The following is a 17,465-nucleotide window of genomic DNA, read 5'->3' as shown; positions in this document are numbered from 1 at the left end:
ATATCCGTTGCTGCGGTTGTTGCGGGTTATGGTTCCGCCCTGACGGCGGGTCACCTTTTCCAAACGCCGAAAAGGTAACCCAAAAGGCTTTACCCTGACGTTCGGCCCGCTCGCTTAGGCTCGGGGTTCCTTCGCTCCGGGGTTCATCCGGGGGCATCGCCTCCGGTTTGCTGCGCTGCACCTCCTCTCGATGTGTTCGACTGCGTCGAACGGCGCTACGCGCCTACCCCGAATGAACCCCTCCACTCAGCCTGCCGATGGGCGCTTGAGATCAAGAGCTGCACTCGAGCTAACGCTCATTGTGTTGAGTGGTGAAGAGCAGGGCGGGCGGGGGGCTGCTTGCTTTTCTGTGGGAGCTGGCTTGCCAGCGATGGCGGCCTGACAGCCGACCAATCTCAAACTGAATGCACCCAAGTCCAAACTGTGTGAGCTAGCCTGCTAGCGATAAGGCCCGCCCGGTCACTCGGAATGTTTCAGCGAATGATGGATTGTTCCACTAGTCGCCCAGTCCCAAAAAGGGACCGGTCGTTCCCTTTTTGGGACTCTAAATTTCGCGCGCGCAGGTATACTGCGCGCTTTCGCGGCTCACCTACCGGGCCCGACTTTTTGCTTCCCGGAGCTTTCATGACTTCCCCAATCGACGACGCCGTGAGCGATGTCCCGGCCGAGCTGAGCGAAACCAGCGCAACCAAACCGGTAATCCCGGCTTTCAAGTTCCCGTTCAAACCGGGCGAGTTAGCGGCAGCCAAAGCCGCCAAGCAGGAGCCTTTCAAGGGCAAGGACGGTGACCGTCACGCCAAGATTCCGGGTGTGGCGCCATCGGGCACCCGTCGTTCGATGGGCAAGCGCTGATTGATCATCCCGCTCGTAGCGAGATGAAGGCGTAGGTCTGCGCAGGTTCGGTCACGACGTTTGCGCCCGCCTCCACAAGTTGCTCGGCAATGTCATCGCCGGACACATGGAATTGCCATTCGCTGTTCGCAGCAGCGGATGGCTGTGCGAGCGCTTGATCAATCGCCGAAGCGAACGCCGCCATATCCGGCAGATACGCAGTAAACCCATCGCCCTTGAGCGCCGTAGTCCGAATCCCCAGCGCCTGGCAGATCAAGTCCTTGATCTGAATGTCATCGCGATCCGCCTGACGCGAACGCTCGATCAATCGCACAAGCTCCTGATCCACCAGCTCACCGCCAACAATCAAGTCCGGCCCCTGTTCCCAGGATTCCGGCGGGCAATCCTTGGCAGCAGGGTTGAGCGGAATGTGCGGATTGATTTCCGCAGGATAAATGCGACACACCAGCGGCCGACGTTCGTAGATTCGGCACAGCTTGTCTTCGTCAAGATTCCGGCAGGGGCCAACGTTGTAGGCGGCGAAGGTGATTGCGACATGCGCGTCTGAAGCGCCGCTGCGTACGACCTGTGAACGGCGTTCGGCGTGTTCGCGCTGCGCTGCGGGCAGGCCGAGGCCGTTGCTGAGGAAGGCTTCTACCAGCACGATCACCTGGCCGCCGTCGATGGCCCACATGCGCGCTTCGGCCAGGGTCAGGGGAACGTGGTGATCGGTGCAGCATTTGCCGCAGCCTACGCAGGAAAACGTCGTATTCATTGAGCGATCAATCTTCAACCGATGTGTGAATCGGCGACATTAAGTCGCCGTACAGACGCGGTTTGAAGCAAGTTGTGCGCCATTCGCTCAAGGTTTGGCGGTGGGCCGGATCGAGTCCCACTCGGTGACGTATGCGGTTTTGCTTTTTTTGTTGTACAGACACAGCTCGCTACCTTGCTGGCCCTTCATGTGTTTTTGCGGGTATTGGCCTTGCAGCAACAGGGCGGTGTAGCCGACGCGGTCATCGAATTGCGCAGCGTTGCCGACCGGTTTTGGTATTTTCAGGCCGCTGGCCTTGGTGCAACTGGCGAGCACGGCTTTGTCGTAGGCGGCCCAGGCGTCGGGGCTTGAGGCGTGGGCCAGTGGGGCGAGGGCGGTGAGGCAGAACAGGCTGAGGGCAATTGTTTTCATGGTGGGCATCCTTGGACTTGAGTGGCCTGGGGTTGGAGTATGCCGCATCGGTTTTGTTGCAAGGGCTATCGCCAAGATCGCAGCCTTCGGCAGCTCCTACAGTTGGAATGCGATCTATCTGTAGGAGCTGCCGAAGGCTGCGATCTTTTGATCTTTCAGTCCGGTACCAATTCCCGGCGGACTACGTACATCCCGGCGCTTTCATACAGGCTCTGCGCCCGTCGGTTGTCTTCCAGTACCTTCAGATCGACGAAGCCCTCGCGCCGTTGCTGAAATGTCTTGAACGCATGCAGCAGCAATAATCTGCCCAGGCCGCGACCCTGAGCCCGGGGATGCACCACCAGATTCTTGATATACGAACTGGTCCAGCACTGCGCCACACCGACAATTCCCTCGGCATTGCGAGCGATGAAACATAACGTCGGATCATATTCAGGATCGCGTTCAAAGCGCTGCTGCCACACATCCAGCGCCGGCACCCGACCGCCGCCTTCGCGGTAGCCAAGCTCCATCAGGCTGTGCACGGCTGACGCCAGTTCGGCGCGGTAGGTGCTGAGTTCAAACTCTTCAGGCCAGTCGATGGCCGGCACGTCCTTAACAAGGTCGCGCCGCATCAAAAAGCAGAATGTCTCGGCCACAACTCAGTGACCCTGGGCTGCGACGTATTTGGCCGCTTCGATCAGGCAGTGAGTCAGTTCCGGCGAGGAGAACTTGGTCAACACGCCATTGGCGCCGGCCAGTCGCGCTTTTTCACCGTTCATCGCGCTGTCCAGCGAGGTGTGCAACAACACGTAGAGGTGAGCGAAATCCGGGGTTTCGCGCAGGGTGCGGGTGAAGGCGTAGCCGTCCATTTCGGACATTTCGATGTCGGAGACGATCAGGTTGATCTGCTGCGCGGTGCCTTGCAGGTCGAGCAGGCAATCGATGGCTTCCTTGGCACTGCGCGCGGTGTGGCATTGCAGGCCCAGATTACGCAGGGTGTGCACCGATTGCTGCAGCGCCACCTGGCTGTCGTCGACTACGAGAATCCGCGCGTTGCCGAGCACATCGGCGTCTTCCATGCTCAAGTCGGTCGGGGCCATTTCGATCTGCGCCGGCGCGATGCTGTGGATGACTTTTTCGATGTCCAGCACTTGTACCAGCGTACCGTCGACCGAGGTCACGCCAGTGATATAAGCGCGTGAACCACCCGAACCGAACGGCGGCGGTTTGATGTCGGTGGTCAGGCAATGCACGATCTTGCTCACGGCCTGCACGTGCAGACCCTGCTTCGATCGGCTGACATCGGTGACGATCAGGCAGCCACCGTTCGGATCTTCCAGCGGCCGCTCGCCGATGGCCCGGCTCAGGTCGATGACCGAGAGCGCCGCGCCGCGCAGGGTGGCGATGCCTTTGACGTGCGGGTGCGACTCCGGCAGTTTGGTCAGCGGCGGGCAGGGAATGATTTCACTGACTTTAAGCAGGTTGATCGCCATCAGCTTGCCGCTGCGCAAGGTAAACAGCAGAAGCGAAAGTGAATCTGCGCGGGCTTTGGTGGAGGACATAAAAACCTTCTGTGGAAAAGGTGATGGGCGAGGGTGGGAATCGCCAGAAACTATTGATGCCGGGTTATCGGCGTTAAAGGGTTGGGCTTTAGGTTAGTTGTCGGGTGGCATGCTGTCAGATGCATCGCTTGCCCTCACCCCAGCCCTCTCCCAGAGGGAGAGGGGGCCGACCGTGATGTCTTGCGTCATGCATCGACCTGAAGAACCGAGTCGATTACGGATTCGGCCAGGTAGGTTCAGGTCGATGTAGATCTCCAGAATCCCCCGATCAGTCCCCTCTCCCTCGGGGAGAGGGTTAGGGTGAGGGGCTCTTTGGCTTTTAGCTTTTCATCCCAAGCCGCTTGGCCATCCGCCCCAGATTCGCCCGATCCAGCCCCAGCTCCCGCGCCGCGCTCGCCCAGTTATCCTGATTACGCTCCAGCGCCGCCGCGATCAAGCGTCGTTGATACTCCTCAGTCGCGGCGCGCAAATCCCCGCCAATCAATGGCCCCTCGGCAATCGAACTCGCTGCCTGCGGCAAGTTATCCACAACCTCACGCGGCAGATCCAGATCCGCCGCGCTCAAGCTGAGAATCTTCGGCCGCACCTTGCAGTTACCCAGCGCTTTTAAAGCACTGCGCCCGATCAAGTGTTCCAGCTCGCGCACATTGCCCGGCCAGGTGTAGGTCAGCAGTGCTTCCTGGGCATCGCTGTTCAGTCGCAGACTGTTCAGGCCCATGCGCGAGCGGTTCTGTTCGAGGAAAAAACCGCTGAGCAACAACACGTCACGCCCGCGATCACGCAATGCCGGCACCCGCAGCGGATACACGCTTAAACGATGATAGAAGTCAGCGCGGTAACGCCCGCTGCGCACTTCTTCGGCCAGATCGCGGTTAGTCGCGGCGATCAGGCGCACGTCGACTTGGTGCTCCTTGTCCGAACCCAAACGCTGCAATTGCCCGCTCTGCAACACGCGCAACAGCTTGGCCTGCACCGTCAGGGACAACTCGCCGACTTCATCGAGAAACAGCGTGCCGCCATTGGCCAGTTCGAACTTGCCGCGTCGGTCGCTGGTGGCGCCGGTGAAGGCGCCGCGCACGTGGCCGAACAGCTCGCTCTCGACCAAAGTATCCGGCAGCGCGGCGCAATTGAGGCTGATGATCGGTTTATCGGCGCGCTTGGAGGCGGCGTGAATCGCTTGCGCCACCAATTCTTTGCCGACTCCGGTTTCACCGGTGATCAGCACGGTCAGGTCACTGCCGCCGACCAGATTGATTTCTTCCACGAGTTTTTTGTGCGTCTTGCTCTGGCCGATCATTTCGCGGTTCTGCTGGCCACTGGCCTGACGGTAGACCTCGGCGCGCTGATGTTCGTCTTCGGCGCGGGTGGCCAGCCGTTGAATGCGTTCGGCGGCGTTGACCGTCGCCGAGGCAAGGCTGGCGAAGGCTTGCAAGGCGTCGAGTTCGATCGGCTCAAAGCGCTCCGGGTCGAGCGCATCGAGGGTGATCAGGCCCCAGAGCTTTTCATCGACGAACAATGGGCAGCCGAGGCAATCGTGGACTTCGAGATGATCGTCGAGACCATCGACCAGTCCGTCATACGGATCAGGCAAGTCGCTGTCGGCGGCGAAGCGCGTCGGCCCAATGCCGGCCAGCAGCACTTCGAAGCGCGGATGCTCGCTGACCTTGAAGCGCCGGCCGAGGGTGTCAGTGCTCAAGCCGTCCACCGCCAGTGGCACCAGCGATTCGCCGTCGAGGCGCAACAGCGCGGCGGCGTCGCACGGCAACAAGGCGCGCATGGCTTCGAGCAGACGTCGATAGCGCTCACCCTCCGGCAATTCGCGGGACAGGTCCGAGACCAGGGGGAGCAGGGCGGTAAGCAATGATTTGGCGGACATGGTTTTGTAGTCAAAGAGACAAGATGTAGTCAGAACGACTATACGAAGATCTGTGTCGATATGACTACTTTATTTTCAACCAATTGATTTTAATGAATAAATTAGTTGGCACGAAAACTGGAATACATACGGTAACTTTCAAGATAGCTCAGGAGCCACCCTTATGCTTAGCGCTCAGGATCGTGCCATCGTCAAATCCACCGTGCCCCTGCTGGAAAGCGGCGGTGAAGCGTTGATCACTCACTTCTATCGCATGATGCTCTCGGAATACCCGGAAGTCCGTCCGCTGTTCAACCAGGCGCACCAAGCCAGCGGCGACCAGCCACGGGCCTTGGCCAACGGTGTGTTGATGTACGCCCGGCACATCGATCAGCTCGACCAGTTGGGCGATCTGGTGGCGAAGATCATCAACAAACACGTGGCCCTGCAGATCCTTCCGGAACACTACCCGATCGTCGGCACCTGCCTGTTGCGTGCCATCTCCGAAGTGCTCGGTGACGAGATCGCCACCCCGGAAGTGATGAGCGCCTGGGGCGCGGCGTACGGGCAACTGGCGGACATTCTGATCGGTGCCGAAACCGCCATCTACGACCAGAAGGAACACGCAGTCGGCGGCTGGCGCGGCGCGCGTGAGTTCATCGTGGCGGACAAGGTTGAAGAGAGCGCGGAGATCATTTCCTTCTACTTCGAACCGGCTGACAAAGGCCCGATCCTCGCCGCCGAGCCAGGTCAGTACATCGGCATGAAACTCACCCTCGACGGCGAAGAAATCCGCCGCAACTATTCGCTGTCGGCACTGGCTGATAAGGGGCAGTACCGCATCAGCGTCAAACGCGAACCGAACGGTCGTGCGTCGAATCACTTGCACGATCAACTGCACGTCGGCGCGACTATTCAACTGTTTCCGCCATCGGGCGAGTTCACTTTGACTGCCAGCGACAAGCCGCTGGTGCTGATCAGTGGCGGCGTCGGTATCACGCCGACCCTGGCGATGCTCGAAGCAGCGCTGCAAACCGAACGTCCGGTGCATTTCATCCACTGCGCGCGTAACGGCAGCGTGCACGCCTTCCGCGACTGGGTCGATGGTCTGGCCGAGCGGCATCCGCAACTCAAGCGCTTCTATTGCTACGCTGAAGATGATGGCGTGAGCCCGGCGGCGGACAAGGTCGGCATGTTGAGTCAGGAACAACTGGCTGAGTGGCTGCCGGAACAGCGTGACGTGGATGCCTACTTCCTTGGGCCGAAAGGCTTCATGGGCGCGATCAAGCGTCACCTGAAAGCGCTGGGAGTGCCGGAAAAACAGAGCCGTTACGAGTTCTTCGGCCCGGCTTCTGCTTTGGAATAACCTTCGAGACCGAGTTGCCCCCATCGCTAGCCTGCTAGCGATGGGGGCAACTCGGTTCTGATTTGGCAAAAATCCCTACAACTTAATGGTTTCTTAACCGCTTTATCGTTTATTCCCCCGGTGTAGACTTGCGACAACTTTCAGCCGCTCGCCGGCTGAACCATGGACATGAAAGGGAAACGCGATGAGCGAGGAAACGATGCGGTTGGGCCGTGAGCGGCGCTTTCTGGTGTTGCTGGGGATCATCTGCCTGGCGCTGATTGGCGGCGCTTTGTACATGCAAATCGTGCTCGGCGAGGCGCCATGCCCGCTGTGCATTCTGCAGCGTTACGCGTTGCTGCTGATTGCGCTGTTCGCGTTCATCGGCGCTGCGATGCGCACGCGCCGCAGCCTCACGGTGTTCGAGGTGCTGGTGGTGATTTGCGCGATTGCCGGGGCAGGGGTGGCGGGACATCATGTCTACACCCAGTTCTATCCGACAGTGAGCTGCGGCATCGATGTGCTGCAGCCGATTGTCGATGATCTGCCGCTGGCGAAAATCTTCCCGCTGGGCTTCCAGGTCGACGGTTTCTGCTCGACGCCGTACCCGCCGATCCTCGGCCTGTCGCTGGCGCAATGGGCGCTGGTGGCGTTCGTGCTGGTGGTGATTCTGGTGCCATTGCTGATCTCGCGTAACCGCAAAGCCTTGCGCTGAGTCAAGCTTCAGGCGCGCTTGCCGATATAACGAAACGCCGCGCTTTCCGAGTCAGGAAGGCGCGGCGTTTTGCATTTCAGAGCATTTGTGAAAACACCGTGACGAACGGCAATGAAGGTTGCGACAGGCGTGCGACATGTTGTCACAGCAGGTCTGTCGCGGGCCGGATCGGTGGCGCGGATTGGTCTGCGACTGTGTAACCGGATTGGTCTGTTTCCGGATTTGTCGGCGTTTATACACAGCGGCGACAACAGGCAGTTTTAACAACCTCTGGCAATTAGCCAGAAGCCTTGGGTTACCGGGGCTTGCGCCGTTCACGGCCAGGGAAAAAGCTTTCAGAGCTGTCTGATCTGAGGCGGGTAGACCTACATTTTTTGGTGTTTTTGTTGAGAATCGATTTCGATACCATGGGCGACTTTTGCAAAAACCGGAATGGATTGTTGCTGTAACGGATAAAAATTATTTCGGGATAAGACATGGTGTATAGGGCGCTACCTATCTACAATCGCCCGCACTGAATTCCCGGCACTGTTCAGCCTTTATTAAGGAACACTTTAATAAGGCGCTACGCAGGAAGTCGGGTGTCGAGCAGCCGTAAGGCTGTAAGTCACCCTGGTGTCGGTGCCTCAACTTTCCGCACCAAATGGAATTGGTCTGTAACAAGGCCTTTGACCACGAATTCGAATAAGAACTCACCGCTGTCCCAGGATTTGTCGAGCGTCTGACGCGAGACGGGCGGCCCTTATTCAATCCAAAGAAAATGCCAACCCTTGGCAGGGTGAAGTGTTGGCGATCAAAACCCAACTGCATTGCGCAAGCTGCTTTAGAGGTCGTGAGATGAGTAAAAACAGGTACCCCAGATTACTAGGCCTAGTGCCGCTGCTCGGCACGTTGTTGCTGGGAGGCTGCAACATGACCTTGTTCAATCCCACGGGCCAGGTTGGCCTGGAACAGCGAAACCTGATCATCACCGCGACCCTGCTGATGCTGTTGGTCGTCGTGCCGGTTATCGTCATGACCTTCCTCTTCGCCTGGAAGTACCGCGCCTCCAACAAGGATGCCGTGTACACCCCGAAGTGGTCGCACTCCACCAAAATCGAAGTGGCAGTCTGGACCATTCCGGTACTGATCATCATTGCCCTGGGTTACATCACCTACAAGTCGACCCACGAGCTGGACCCGTATCGTCCGCTTGAGTCCGACGTCAAGCCGATCACCATTGAAGTGGTCGCGCTGGACTGGAAGTGGCTGTTCATCTACCCGGAACAAGGCATTGCCACGGTCAACAAGATCGTGTTCCCGACGAACACTCCGGTCAATTTCAAAGTGACCTCGGACGCCGTGATGAACTCGTTCTTCATCCCGGGCCTGGGCGGCCAGATCTACGCGATGGCCGGCATGCAGACCAAACTGCACCTGATTGCCAACCGTGACGCTGAAATGGACGGTATCTCCGCCAACTACAGCGGCGCTGGTTTCACCGGCATGAAATTCAAAGCCATCTCTACGACTCAGGAGCAATTCGACGCCTGGGTCAGCGAAGTCAAAAAGGCACCTAAACAGCTTGAAAAAGCTGAATACGAAGCCCTTTCCAAGCCAAGCCAGAACAACCCAGTCGAGCTCTACTCCTCGGTCACGCCGAACCTGTTCCAGATCATCGTCGACAAGTACGAAGGCATGAAACCGGGCAAGCCGCTGAAGCACGAGAAGAAAGAGAAAGAAGTGGCCGCGACGCAAGGATCGGACATGAACTCGCATTCAGCTGCCGGGGCAGAGGAGTAAACGATGTTTGGTAAATTAAGTTGGGAAGCGGTCCCGTTCCACGAGCCGATCGTGATGGTGACCATCGCCATGATCGCCCTCGGTGGTCTGGCGCTGTTCGCTGCAATCACCTACTTCAAGAAGTGGACTTACTTGTGGACCGAGTGGCTGACGTCGGTCGACCACAAGAAAATCGGCGTGATGTACATCATCGTCGCCATGGTCATGCTGCTGCGCGGTTTTGCCGACGCCATCATGATGCGTACCCAGTTGGCCATGGCCACCGAGGGTTCGCCTGGCTACCTGCCACCTGAACACTATGACCAGATCTTCACCGCTCACGGTGTGATCATGATCATCTTCATGGCGATGCCATTCTTCACCGGCCTGATGAACCTTGCAGTGCCGCTGCAGATCGGCGCGCGTGACGTTGCGTTCCCGTTCCTGAACTCCCTGAGCTTCTGGCTGCTGGTGTCCGGCGTTGTGCTGATCAACCTGTCGCTGGGCGTCGGCGAATTCGCCAAGACCGGTTGGGTTGCTTATCCACCGCTGTCGGGTCTGCAATACAGCCCTGGCGTGGGGATGGACTACTACATCTGGGCGCTTCAGCTATCCGGGTTAGGTACGACGCTGACGGGGGTCAACTTCCTCGCTACCGTGCTGAAAATGCGTACCCCTGGCATGAAGCTGATGGACATGCCGATCTTCACCTGGACCTGCACCTGGGCCAACGTTCTGATCGTGGCTTCGTTCCCGATCCTGACCGCTACCCTGGCACTGCTGACACTTGACCGTTACATGGATTTCCACATTTTCACCAATGAACTTGGTGGCAATCCGATGATGTACGTCAACCTGTTTTGGGCATGGGGCCACCCTGAGGTTTACATCCTTATCCTGCCGGCATTCGGCATTTTCTCGGAAGTCATCTCGGCCTTCACCGGCAAGAAACTGTTCGGCCACCACTCGATGATCTACGCATCGGGCGCAATCTCGATCCTGGGCTTCATGGTTTGGCTGCACCACTTCTTCACCATGGGTTCGGGTGCGAGCGTCAACGCCTTCTTCGGTCTGGCGACGATGCTGATTTCGATCCCGACGGGTGTGAAGCTATTCAACTGGCTGTTCACCATCTACCAGGGCCGTCTGCGTTTCACCAGCCAGGTTCTGTGGACCCTGGGCTTCATGGTGACCTTCGCCATCGGCGGCATGACCGGCGTACTGCTGGCCATTCCGGGTGCTGACTTCGTTCTGCACAACAGCTTGTTCGTGATCGCTCACTTCCACAACGTGATCATCGGCGGCGCGGTATTCGGTTACATCGCAGGTTTCGCGTTCTACTTCCCGAAAGCGTTCGGCTTCAAGCTGCACGAAGGCTGGGGTAAAGCAGCGTTCTGGTTCTGGATCACCGGTTTCTTCGTCGCGTTCATGCCGCTCTATGTACTGGGCTTCATGGGCATGACCCGTCGTCTGAACGCCACCACCAACCCTGAGTGGGTACCGTACCTGTACGTTGCCATGTTCGGTGCGGTGATGATCGCAGTCGGTATCGCTTGCCAACTGATCCAGCTGTACGTATCGGTTCGTGACCGCAACAAACCAGAGAACATGTGCGAACACGGTGACCCGTGGAATGCCCACACTCTGGAATGGTCGACCTCGTCGCCACCACCGTTCTACAACTTTGCCGTGCTGCCTAAGGCTGACTGCATCGACCCGTTCACCGAAGCCAAGGAAAACGGTACTGCGTACCAGGCTCCGGCCAAGTACGAGCCGATCCACATGCCAAACAACACCGCTACCGGTGTGGTCATGGGCGCTCTGCTGACCGTGTTCGGTTTCGCAATGATCTGGCACATCTGGTGGCTGGCCATCGCAAGCCTGGTCGGTACTGTCGTGTACTTCGTGATCCACGCTGCACGTGATGACCAGGGCTATATGGTTCCGGTTGAAACGATCGAGCGCATCGAAGCCGAGCAGCACAAGCGTCTGGTCGCGGCAGGGAAAATCCCGGCCTCCGCCACCCGTGTTGAAACCTCGTTGGAACAGGCTTAAACCATGTCGAATTTAGTGACCAATGCTGGACACGCCCATGGTGAACATGGGCACGATGACCATCACCACGATTCGGGCGAGATGACCGTATACGGTTTCTGGCTCTACCTGATGACCGACTGCATTCTGTTTGCGTCGATCTTCGCGGTATACGCGGTACTGGTAAACAACGTCGCCGGTGGCCCGTCGGGCCACGACATCTTCGAACTGCCATACGTGCTGGCCGAAACGGCTCTGCTGTTGTTCAGTTCGATCACCTACGGCTTCGCCATGCTGGCGTTGTACAAAGGTAAAAAGCAGCAGGTTCTGGGTTGGTTGTTCATGACCTTCCTGCTGGGCGCAGGCTTCATCGCGATGGAGATCAACGAGTTTCACCTGCTGATCTCCGAGGGCTTCGGTCCTAGCCGTTCGGGCTTCCTGTCCGCGTTCTTCACCCTGGTCGGTACCCACGGTCTGCACGTTTCGGCGGGTCTGATCTGGATGGGCATCATGATGTACCAGGTGCAGAAAAAAGGCCTGACGGCGACCAACAAGACCCGTCTGAGCTGCCTGAGCCTGTTCTGGCACTTCCTGGACGTGGTCTGGATCTGCGTATTCACCGTTGTTTATCTGATGGGGACTATGTAAATGGCTAACGCACATTCCCACGACGACGCCGGCCACGGCAGCGTCAAGTCCTATGCGATCGGCTTCATCCTGTCGGTCATCCTGACAGCGATCCCGTTTGCTCTGGTCATGTACCCGACGCTGCCGAAGTCGATCACGCTGATGATCGTCCTGGCATTCGCCGTGATTCAGGTGATTGTTCACCTGTATTACTTCCTGCACCTGGACCGTTCCGTTGCGCAGCGGAACAACGTGATTGCGTTCGTCTTCACGGCCATCGTGATCGTGCTGTTGGTCGGCCTGTCGCTGTGGATCATGTTCAGCATCCACACGTTCATGATGGCGAAGTGAGGTAGACCCGATGTCGCTCAAGCACTTTATCCAAATCACCAAACCGGGGATCATTTTCGGTAACGTGCTTTCTGTGGCAGGCGGGTTCTTCCTGGCCTCGAAAGGGCATGTTGATCTGGCCGTGTTTCTGGCAGCCATGATCGGCACTTCCCTGGTTGTGGCCTCCGGTTGCGTGTTCAACAACTGCATCGACCGCGACATCGACCTGAAGATGGAACGCACCAAGAACCGGGTGCTGGTGCAGGGCTTGATCTCCCTGAAACTGGCCCTGATCTATGCGACCGTCCTGGGTGTTCTCGGCGTTGCGTTGTTGTACAAAGTGGCCAACCCGTTGGCGGCTTTGTTCGCCGTGATCGGCTTCGTGATCTACGTCGGCTTCTACAGCCTGTACCTCAAGCGCAAGTCGGTTCACGGCACGCTGGTGGGCAGTCTGTCGGGCGCCATGCCACCGGTGATCGGTTACGTGGCCGTGACCAACAGCTTCGACATGGCCGCGCTGACCCTGCTGGTGATGTTCAGCCTGTGGCAGATGCCGCATTCCTACGCCATCGCGATCTTCCGCTTCAACGATTACCTGGCTGCATCGATTCCGGTGTTGCCAGTGAAGCGCGGGATCAAAGTGGCCAAGAAGCACATCCTGCTCTACATCCTGGCGTTCCTCGTGGCGACCTTGATGCTGACCTTCAGCGGCTACGCCGGCATGAGCTACCTCGCCGTCGCCGCGGCCATGGGCATGTACTGGTTGTACATGGCCTGGACCGGTTACAAAGCAGTGGATGACACGGTCTGGGCACGCAAGCTGTTCGTGTTCTCGATCTTCACCATCACCGCGCTGAGCGTCATGATGTCCCTGGACTTCAAGGTGCCGGCCGAACTGCTGGTGACGTACGCGCCTTAAGGTTCGACCGTGGTAAGAAAAACCCCGCCATCGAGAGATGCGCGGGGTTTTTTGTTGGAAGCGACTAGCTAGAATCGACAGGTTGCGGTTGCTTGGCAAAAGCCCTAGATTCGGATCCAACTACATGCATCGATCACGAGGCTGGGCGACATGACTGAGAGGATGACCTGCGACGAACGCTTCATTGCCCTGGCAAAAGAGCTGAATTACGACATCAATGGCGAGAACACGGTGGGTGGTAACTACGCGCCGCTGGTTCGTCACCATGACGAGTTGTACATCAGCGGCATGGTGCCACGCGCCGACGGCAAGATTCAGTACCCGGGCCGGGTGGGGCAGGAGTTGACACTCAAGGACGCGCAAGCCGCGGCGAGCATCAGCGCGATGCGGTGTCTGGCCTTCATCGTCGATGCCGTGGGTTCGCTGGATAAGATCAAGTCGTTGCTGCGGGTCACGGTGTATGTGAAGTCCACCGCCGATTTCGTTGATCTGAGTGAAGTCGCCAACGGTGCATCGGATGTGTTCAGTCATGTGCTGGGTGATGTTGGCCGGCACACGCGCACCACCGTCGGCGTATATCAGTTGCCGAAAAACGCGGCTATCGAAGTAGACATGATCGTCGCGCTGCTGCCGTCGGCCTGACTGCCCGCCAGAAAACAAAAAGCCCCGCCCTGAATCTCAGGGCGGGGCTTTTTCGTCAGCGCCGGGCTTACTGAACGGCGATGCTGTAGCCATCGAACGCGGTCTGCTGTTGCAGGGCGGTGATGATGTTTTTGCGGTTGATCGCCTGTTCGGTGCCGGCGTTGTCGACGAAGGTTTCGCCGTCCAGCTCGGCTTCGTCGCCTTCACCAACGAAAGTGAAACCGAGGAATTCCAGCGCTTCCCGATCCATGCTCAGGCGCGAGCGCGGCGTGCGCAGCGGCAGGGTCACGCTGATGCCGTCCTTGCTGATGCTGAACACTTCGGCTTCTTTCTTCGCGCGTGCGGTTTTGCTCTTGCCGCTGCTCGGATTGCTGATCGCCTGATGCGTCTGGTTCAGCACTTTCAAGGCCAGACCGTAGACGATTTCCTGGAACGCCGGATCGTCTTTGAAGCTGGACAGGATGCGGCTGATCGGGAATTTGCTGCTCAGGTCTTCAAGGGCAGCGATATCCGCAGCCTCGGCGTCCTTCAAGCGCTTGAGTTCGCCCATCAGCTCATAAGCCTGATCGTCATCGAAGCGGTCGTGAGCCTGACGGATCGCCGCGCGCAGATCGCGAATCTCATCGCTTTCGCGCGACGACTGGAACGCGTCCAGCACCATCTCGCTGATGATCTTCGCCTGTGGGATGTGTTGTGAAAGATTGATGGAGTTTTCGTATTCCGCTTTGGACGACTGGGTGACTACGGATTCAGCGGTGTTGGAATCGGACATTGAAATTTCACTACTTCTTTAACTTGAGTTGAGACGAGAAAGCACGGGGTCTTTTTCAGGCCGCCTAATTTAGGGGAGCGGGGCGTGCTTGTCACGGAGCAACGGCCCGGTGGAGACGAATATTTGTCGCAGAACTCAGATAGAAAAGACGAATCGTGAGTAAATCTCACTCACTGGCCATCGGTAGGGGTGGACTGGAAAAATTCGCCGCGAATGTCCCTTTCAACGCTTGTGACGAACACATAGTCTGGCTGGTAGAGCTCGACAAGTGCGACCAGAGTTTCGGGTGTGAGTGTCGGATAGTAGACATGCAAGGTGTCGGTAAAAGTGGCTGTCATGAGCGGCGCCATGGCAGAGCCAAACGAATCACGTAACCAGAGCACCTTCTTTCGGTTCAATGCATGTTTGGATTTCACCAACAGCGGGACTGCCGGGGACGCGATGCCGGTATTCTTACCCGAGAATACAATTGCCCCGGAGTTGAAGTCGTGATGCTCCACTGGCATTGCGTACTCTGCATGAAGATTCAGTGCGACCTCACGGTCGGTGATCAGGTCCTGAATCCGCAGAAAATGTGCGAGGTCGCCTCCGCCACGCATATGGCTTTCCATAATCATCGGGTCTCGTGCCTGAGGCCAGAGCAATGCAGCCTGACTGTTCGAGAGGCTTTTGCGCAACTCATCAAACGCAACCCATGCGCCGAGATTGTTCCAGTGCGTGTCCGTCGTGTAGTACAGCGGAGCGGAGTAATCTGATTTGGCCTGTATGAGTGCCCGGGTGGGGTCGACGTAGATATTCTCGCGGGCCCGAGTCACAAGTGAGTCGGTCAGTCTGGCAGTGGAGTGTGCTGACCAGTCGGGAAGATATTCCGGATAGACAGAGTCCTTATCCGGCCCTATCACAATACGAAATGCCGCAACGCCCATGTCGCTTAACCATTGATTCCAGGCCCTCGCGGATCCCGCGACCGTCTCAAGTGTTTGGGAATCCTCGGCGCTAATGGCCATGCGTTTCGAAGTGATTGAATGGGCGTAGTCATCCCCCAGAAATAACCAGCCTTGCTTGCCAATAACCACGCGCGTCGGATCAATCGAAACTCCGTACAGGTAAGTCAGTTGGCCAATCCCGGAGAAGATGAAATCCATGTTGTACAACACTTTTCGCTTCCACCATTTAACGTTGCTTTGTGTGGTGAATACACGATGCAGATTTACAGTGGGGACAATGGACATGCATAAAATTGAAATGATGAGTGCTGTGTATAGATTTTTCTTCATGAGTAACACCATCAAAAATTGAAATAAAGGAAAACCGTACTGCTGCTTTGGATGCTGGAGTGCAGAGCAACGCAAAACAGCGTTGACATTCCAATTATTTTTTTGATTCCGAAACTTGATTGCGTCGTTAATTCGAACGCGTTTTTCTGGCGAATGATCAGCAGCGCGAAGCCAATCATCACCGTCGGCGCAATGTTTGCGACAAGGCCCGCTGGAAGTATTTCAAGCAAATAATCGGTAAGTGTTCCTCCCCAAGCGAGCTTTGCTGTTGGAATTGTGCTCACCAAAGTGCCGGGGATTGAGTCCAGGTTCACCATGCCACGTAATATCACCATAGCGTCATCGACTGACGTGGCTCTGAAGAATACCCATGTAACATTGACGAACATGAAGGTGATAAACCATCCAACTACGTCCGGCAAAGTCATGCCGAACTGCGTCCATATCCGATGCAGGACGATAGCCGCGCCATGCAGGGCGCCCCAGATGATGAACATCCAACTGGCGCCATGCCAGAGGCCGCCGAGTATGAAGGTCAGCATCAAATTGAAGTACAAACGGTGGCGTGTGCATCGGTTGCCGCCCAGTGGAACGTATAAATAATCACGAAGATACCGGCTCAGGGTCATGTGCCAGCGACGCCAGAAATCCTGGATGTCCAGCGATTTGTAAGGTGAATTGAAGTTCACCGGCAGCCAGATGTTGAACAATAACGCTGCCCCGATGGCCATGTCGCAATAGCCGCTAAAGTCGAAGTACAGTTGAAAGGTGTATGACAGGCTGGTGGTCCATGCGCTGAAAAAGTCATGGTCGACCCCGCTGGTGAATCCCGCATCAGCCCAAATGGCGAAGGTGTCGGCGAGCAGGACTTTCTTGAACAGACCGATGCTGAATATGAACAACCCCATCAGTATGTTGCGGTAGCGAATGACCAGGGTCCACCGTGACTGAAACTGGCTCATCATTTCCTGGTGATGAAGGATCGGGCCGGCGATCAAGTGTGGGAAGAAAGTTACGAACAGAGCATAGTTTACGAAATTGTACTCTCTGGCCAGGTTTCGGTGGCAGTCCACCAGAAACGCGATTTGCGTAAACGTATAGAAGCTGATGCCCAGCGGCAGAACTATTTGGTGGAAGAATAGATCGGTGCCAAGAGTTGAATTGATATTGTCCACAAGGAAGTTTGTATATTTGAAATAGCCCAGAAGTATCAGGTTGAATCCGATGCCAATACAGAGAACTGTTTTTCTGGAGACTCTTGAAAAGATAGCCATGTTCGTGCAGGCGAGAGTCTTTCCAATGGCGAAGTTGAAAGTGATCGAGAGTGCAAGCAGCGGAATGTAAATTGCACTCCAGTATCCATAAAATATCAGGCTGGCGATGACGAGCCAGAACTTACCGGCGGTGACCAATCGTTGGCGATTCAGAAAGAAATACACGAGAAACACAATCGGTAAATAAATAAGGATGAATTTTGGGGAGCTGAAGGTCATAAGGTGCCTTGCTGCATTTGACGTCCTGGGGGCAGCGGATTGTATTCAGGCACAGGAAGATAGTTGTTTCGAAAACAGCGATAACGACGTTTCCTACAGAGATCTCGGAGATAGAGTTCAGATGCGCTTGGTGG

Annotated in this window: 17 protein-coding genes; 9 read left to right on the top strand and 8 right to left on the bottom strand. The window is 56.9% G+C overall.

The features are described 5' to 3' along the window. Positions 1 to 624: 624 nt before the first annotated feature. Positions 625 to 852 (top strand): hypothetical protein, encoded by a 228-nt coding sequence (locus ACOI8A_RS08380; RefSeq protein ID WP_420650864.1) that lies wholly within the window; start codon positions 625 to 627, stop codon positions 850 to 852. Positions 853 to 856: 4 nt separating this feature from the next. Here ACOI8A_RS08380 and ACOI8A_RS08375 read toward each other — a convergent pair whose 3' ends face one another. From ACOI8A_RS08375 to norR, 5 genes are all read right to left on the bottom strand, one after another. Continuing rightward, positions 857 to 1,606, bottom strand: a complete 750-nt coding sequence (locus ACOI8A_RS08375; protein ID WP_420650865.1) for a YkgJ family cysteine cluster protein — start codon at positions 1,604 to 1,606, stop codon at positions 857 to 859. Positions 1,607 to 1,693: 87 nt separating this feature from the next. After that, positions 1,694 to 2,017 carry a hypothetical protein gene (locus tag ACOI8A_RS08370; RefSeq protein ID WP_420650866.1) on the bottom strand — a complete coding sequence of 108 codons (324 nt, stop codon included), beginning with the start codon at positions 2,015 to 2,017 and terminating at the stop codon, positions 1,694 to 1,696. A 155-nt stretch (positions 2,018 to 2,172) separates the two neighbouring features. Further along, positions 2,173 to 2,631, bottom strand: a complete 459-nt coding sequence (locus tag ACOI8A_RS08365; RefSeq protein ID WP_420650867.1) for a GNAT family N-acetyltransferase — start codon at positions 2,629 to 2,631, stop codon at positions 2,173 to 2,175. A gap of 27 nt (positions 2,632 to 2,658) precedes the next feature. Continuing rightward, positions 2,659 to 3,561, bottom strand: a complete 903-nt coding sequence (locus tag ACOI8A_RS08360; protein ID WP_420650868.1) for a chemotaxis protein CheV — start codon at positions 3,559 to 3,561, stop codon at positions 2,659 to 2,661. 319 nt (positions 3,562 to 3,880) lie between these two features. Next, on the bottom strand, positions 3,881 to 5,437 hold the full coding sequence (gene norR / locus ACOI8A_RS08355; protein WP_420650869.1) for a nitric oxide reductase transcriptional regulator NorR: 1,557 nt from the start codon (positions 5,435 to 5,437) through the stop codon (positions 3,881 to 3,883). A 163-nt stretch (positions 5,438 to 5,600) separates the two neighbouring features. Between norR and hmpA the strand changes: the two genes are divergently transcribed. The 8 genes from hmpA to ACOI8A_RS08315 all read left to right on the top strand — a co-directional run bounded on the left by hmpA (position 5,601) and on the right by ACOI8A_RS08315 (position 13,789). Then, complete coding sequence (gene hmpA / locus ACOI8A_RS08350) at positions 5,601 to 6,782, top strand: NO-inducible flavohemoprotein (protein ID WP_420650870.1); 1,182 nt, start codon at positions 5,601 to 5,603, stop codon at positions 6,780 to 6,782. 184 nt (positions 6,783 to 6,966) lie between these two features. Continuing rightward, on the top strand, positions 6,967 to 7,476 hold the full coding sequence (locus ACOI8A_RS08345) for a disulfide bond formation protein B (RefSeq protein ID WP_420650871.1): 510 nt from the start codon (positions 6,967 to 6,969) through the stop codon (positions 7,474 to 7,476). Between the two features lie 837 nt (positions 7,477 to 8,313). Beyond that, on the top strand, positions 8,314 to 9,258 hold the full coding sequence (gene cyoA / locus ACOI8A_RS08340) for a ubiquinol oxidase subunit II (RefSeq protein WP_420650872.1): 945 nt from the start codon (positions 8,314 to 8,316) through the stop codon (positions 9,256 to 9,258). Between the two features lie 3 nt (positions 9,259 to 9,261). Further along, positions 9,262 to 11,292: a cytochrome o ubiquinol oxidase subunit I gene (cyoB, locus tag ACOI8A_RS08335; RefSeq protein WP_420650873.1), complete on the top strand. Its 2,031-nt coding sequence runs from the start codon at positions 9,262 to 9,264 to the stop codon at positions 11,290 to 11,292. 3 nt (positions 11,293 to 11,295) lie between these two features. After that, on the top strand, positions 11,296 to 11,919 hold the full coding sequence (locus ACOI8A_RS08330) for a cytochrome o ubiquinol oxidase subunit III (protein WP_420650874.1): 624 nt from the start codon (positions 11,296 to 11,298) through the stop codon (positions 11,917 to 11,919). Continuing rightward, complete coding sequence (cyoD, locus tag ACOI8A_RS08325) at positions 11,920 to 12,249, top strand: cytochrome o ubiquinol oxidase subunit IV (protein ID WP_420650875.1); 330 nt, start codon at positions 11,920 to 11,922, stop codon at positions 12,247 to 12,249. Positions 12,250 to 12,259: 10 nt separating this feature from the next. Beyond that, the gene (gene cyoE, locus ACOI8A_RS08320; RefSeq protein ID WP_420650876.1) at positions 12,260 to 13,147 is read left to right on the top strand and encodes a heme o synthase; all 888 of its coding nucleotides are present in this window, start codon (positions 12,260 to 12,262) and stop codon (positions 13,145 to 13,147) included. 150 nt (positions 13,148 to 13,297) lie between these two features. Further along, on the top strand, positions 13,298 to 13,789 hold the full coding sequence (locus tag ACOI8A_RS08315; protein WP_420650877.1) for a RidA family protein: 492 nt from the start codon (positions 13,298 to 13,300) through the stop codon (positions 13,787 to 13,789). Positions 13,790 to 13,856: 67 nt separating this feature from the next. Here the strand turns inward: ACOI8A_RS08315 and ACOI8A_RS08310 are convergent, their stop codons facing one another. From ACOI8A_RS08310 to ACOI8A_RS08300, 3 genes are all read right to left on the bottom strand, one after another. Next, entirely contained in the window at positions 13,857 to 14,561 is a 705-nt protein-coding gene (locus ACOI8A_RS08310; RefSeq protein WP_420650878.1) for a hypothetical protein, read from the bottom strand. A gap of 170 nt (positions 14,562 to 14,731) precedes the next feature. Continuing rightward, positions 14,732 to 15,838, bottom strand: coding sequence for an alginate O-acetyltransferase AlgX-related protein (locus ACOI8A_RS08305; protein WP_420650879.1), 1,107 nt, complete (start codon positions 15,836 to 15,838; stop codon positions 14,732 to 14,734). An 11-nt stretch (positions 15,839 to 15,849) separates the two neighbouring features. Next, positions 15,850 to 17,331, bottom strand: a complete 1,482-nt coding sequence (locus ACOI8A_RS08300) for an MBOAT family O-acyltransferase (RefSeq protein ID WP_420650880.1) — start codon at positions 17,329 to 17,331, stop codon at positions 15,850 to 15,852. Positions 17,332 to 17,465: the final 134 nt, after the last annotated feature.

The organism is Pseudomonas sp. P4795 (genome assembly GCF_048822895.1).
Classification (GTDB): domain Bacteria; phylum Pseudomonadota; class Gammaproteobacteria; order Pseudomonadales; family Pseudomonadaceae; genus Aquipseudomonas.
This window is presented reverse-complemented; position numbering and strand designations above follow the sequence as displayed.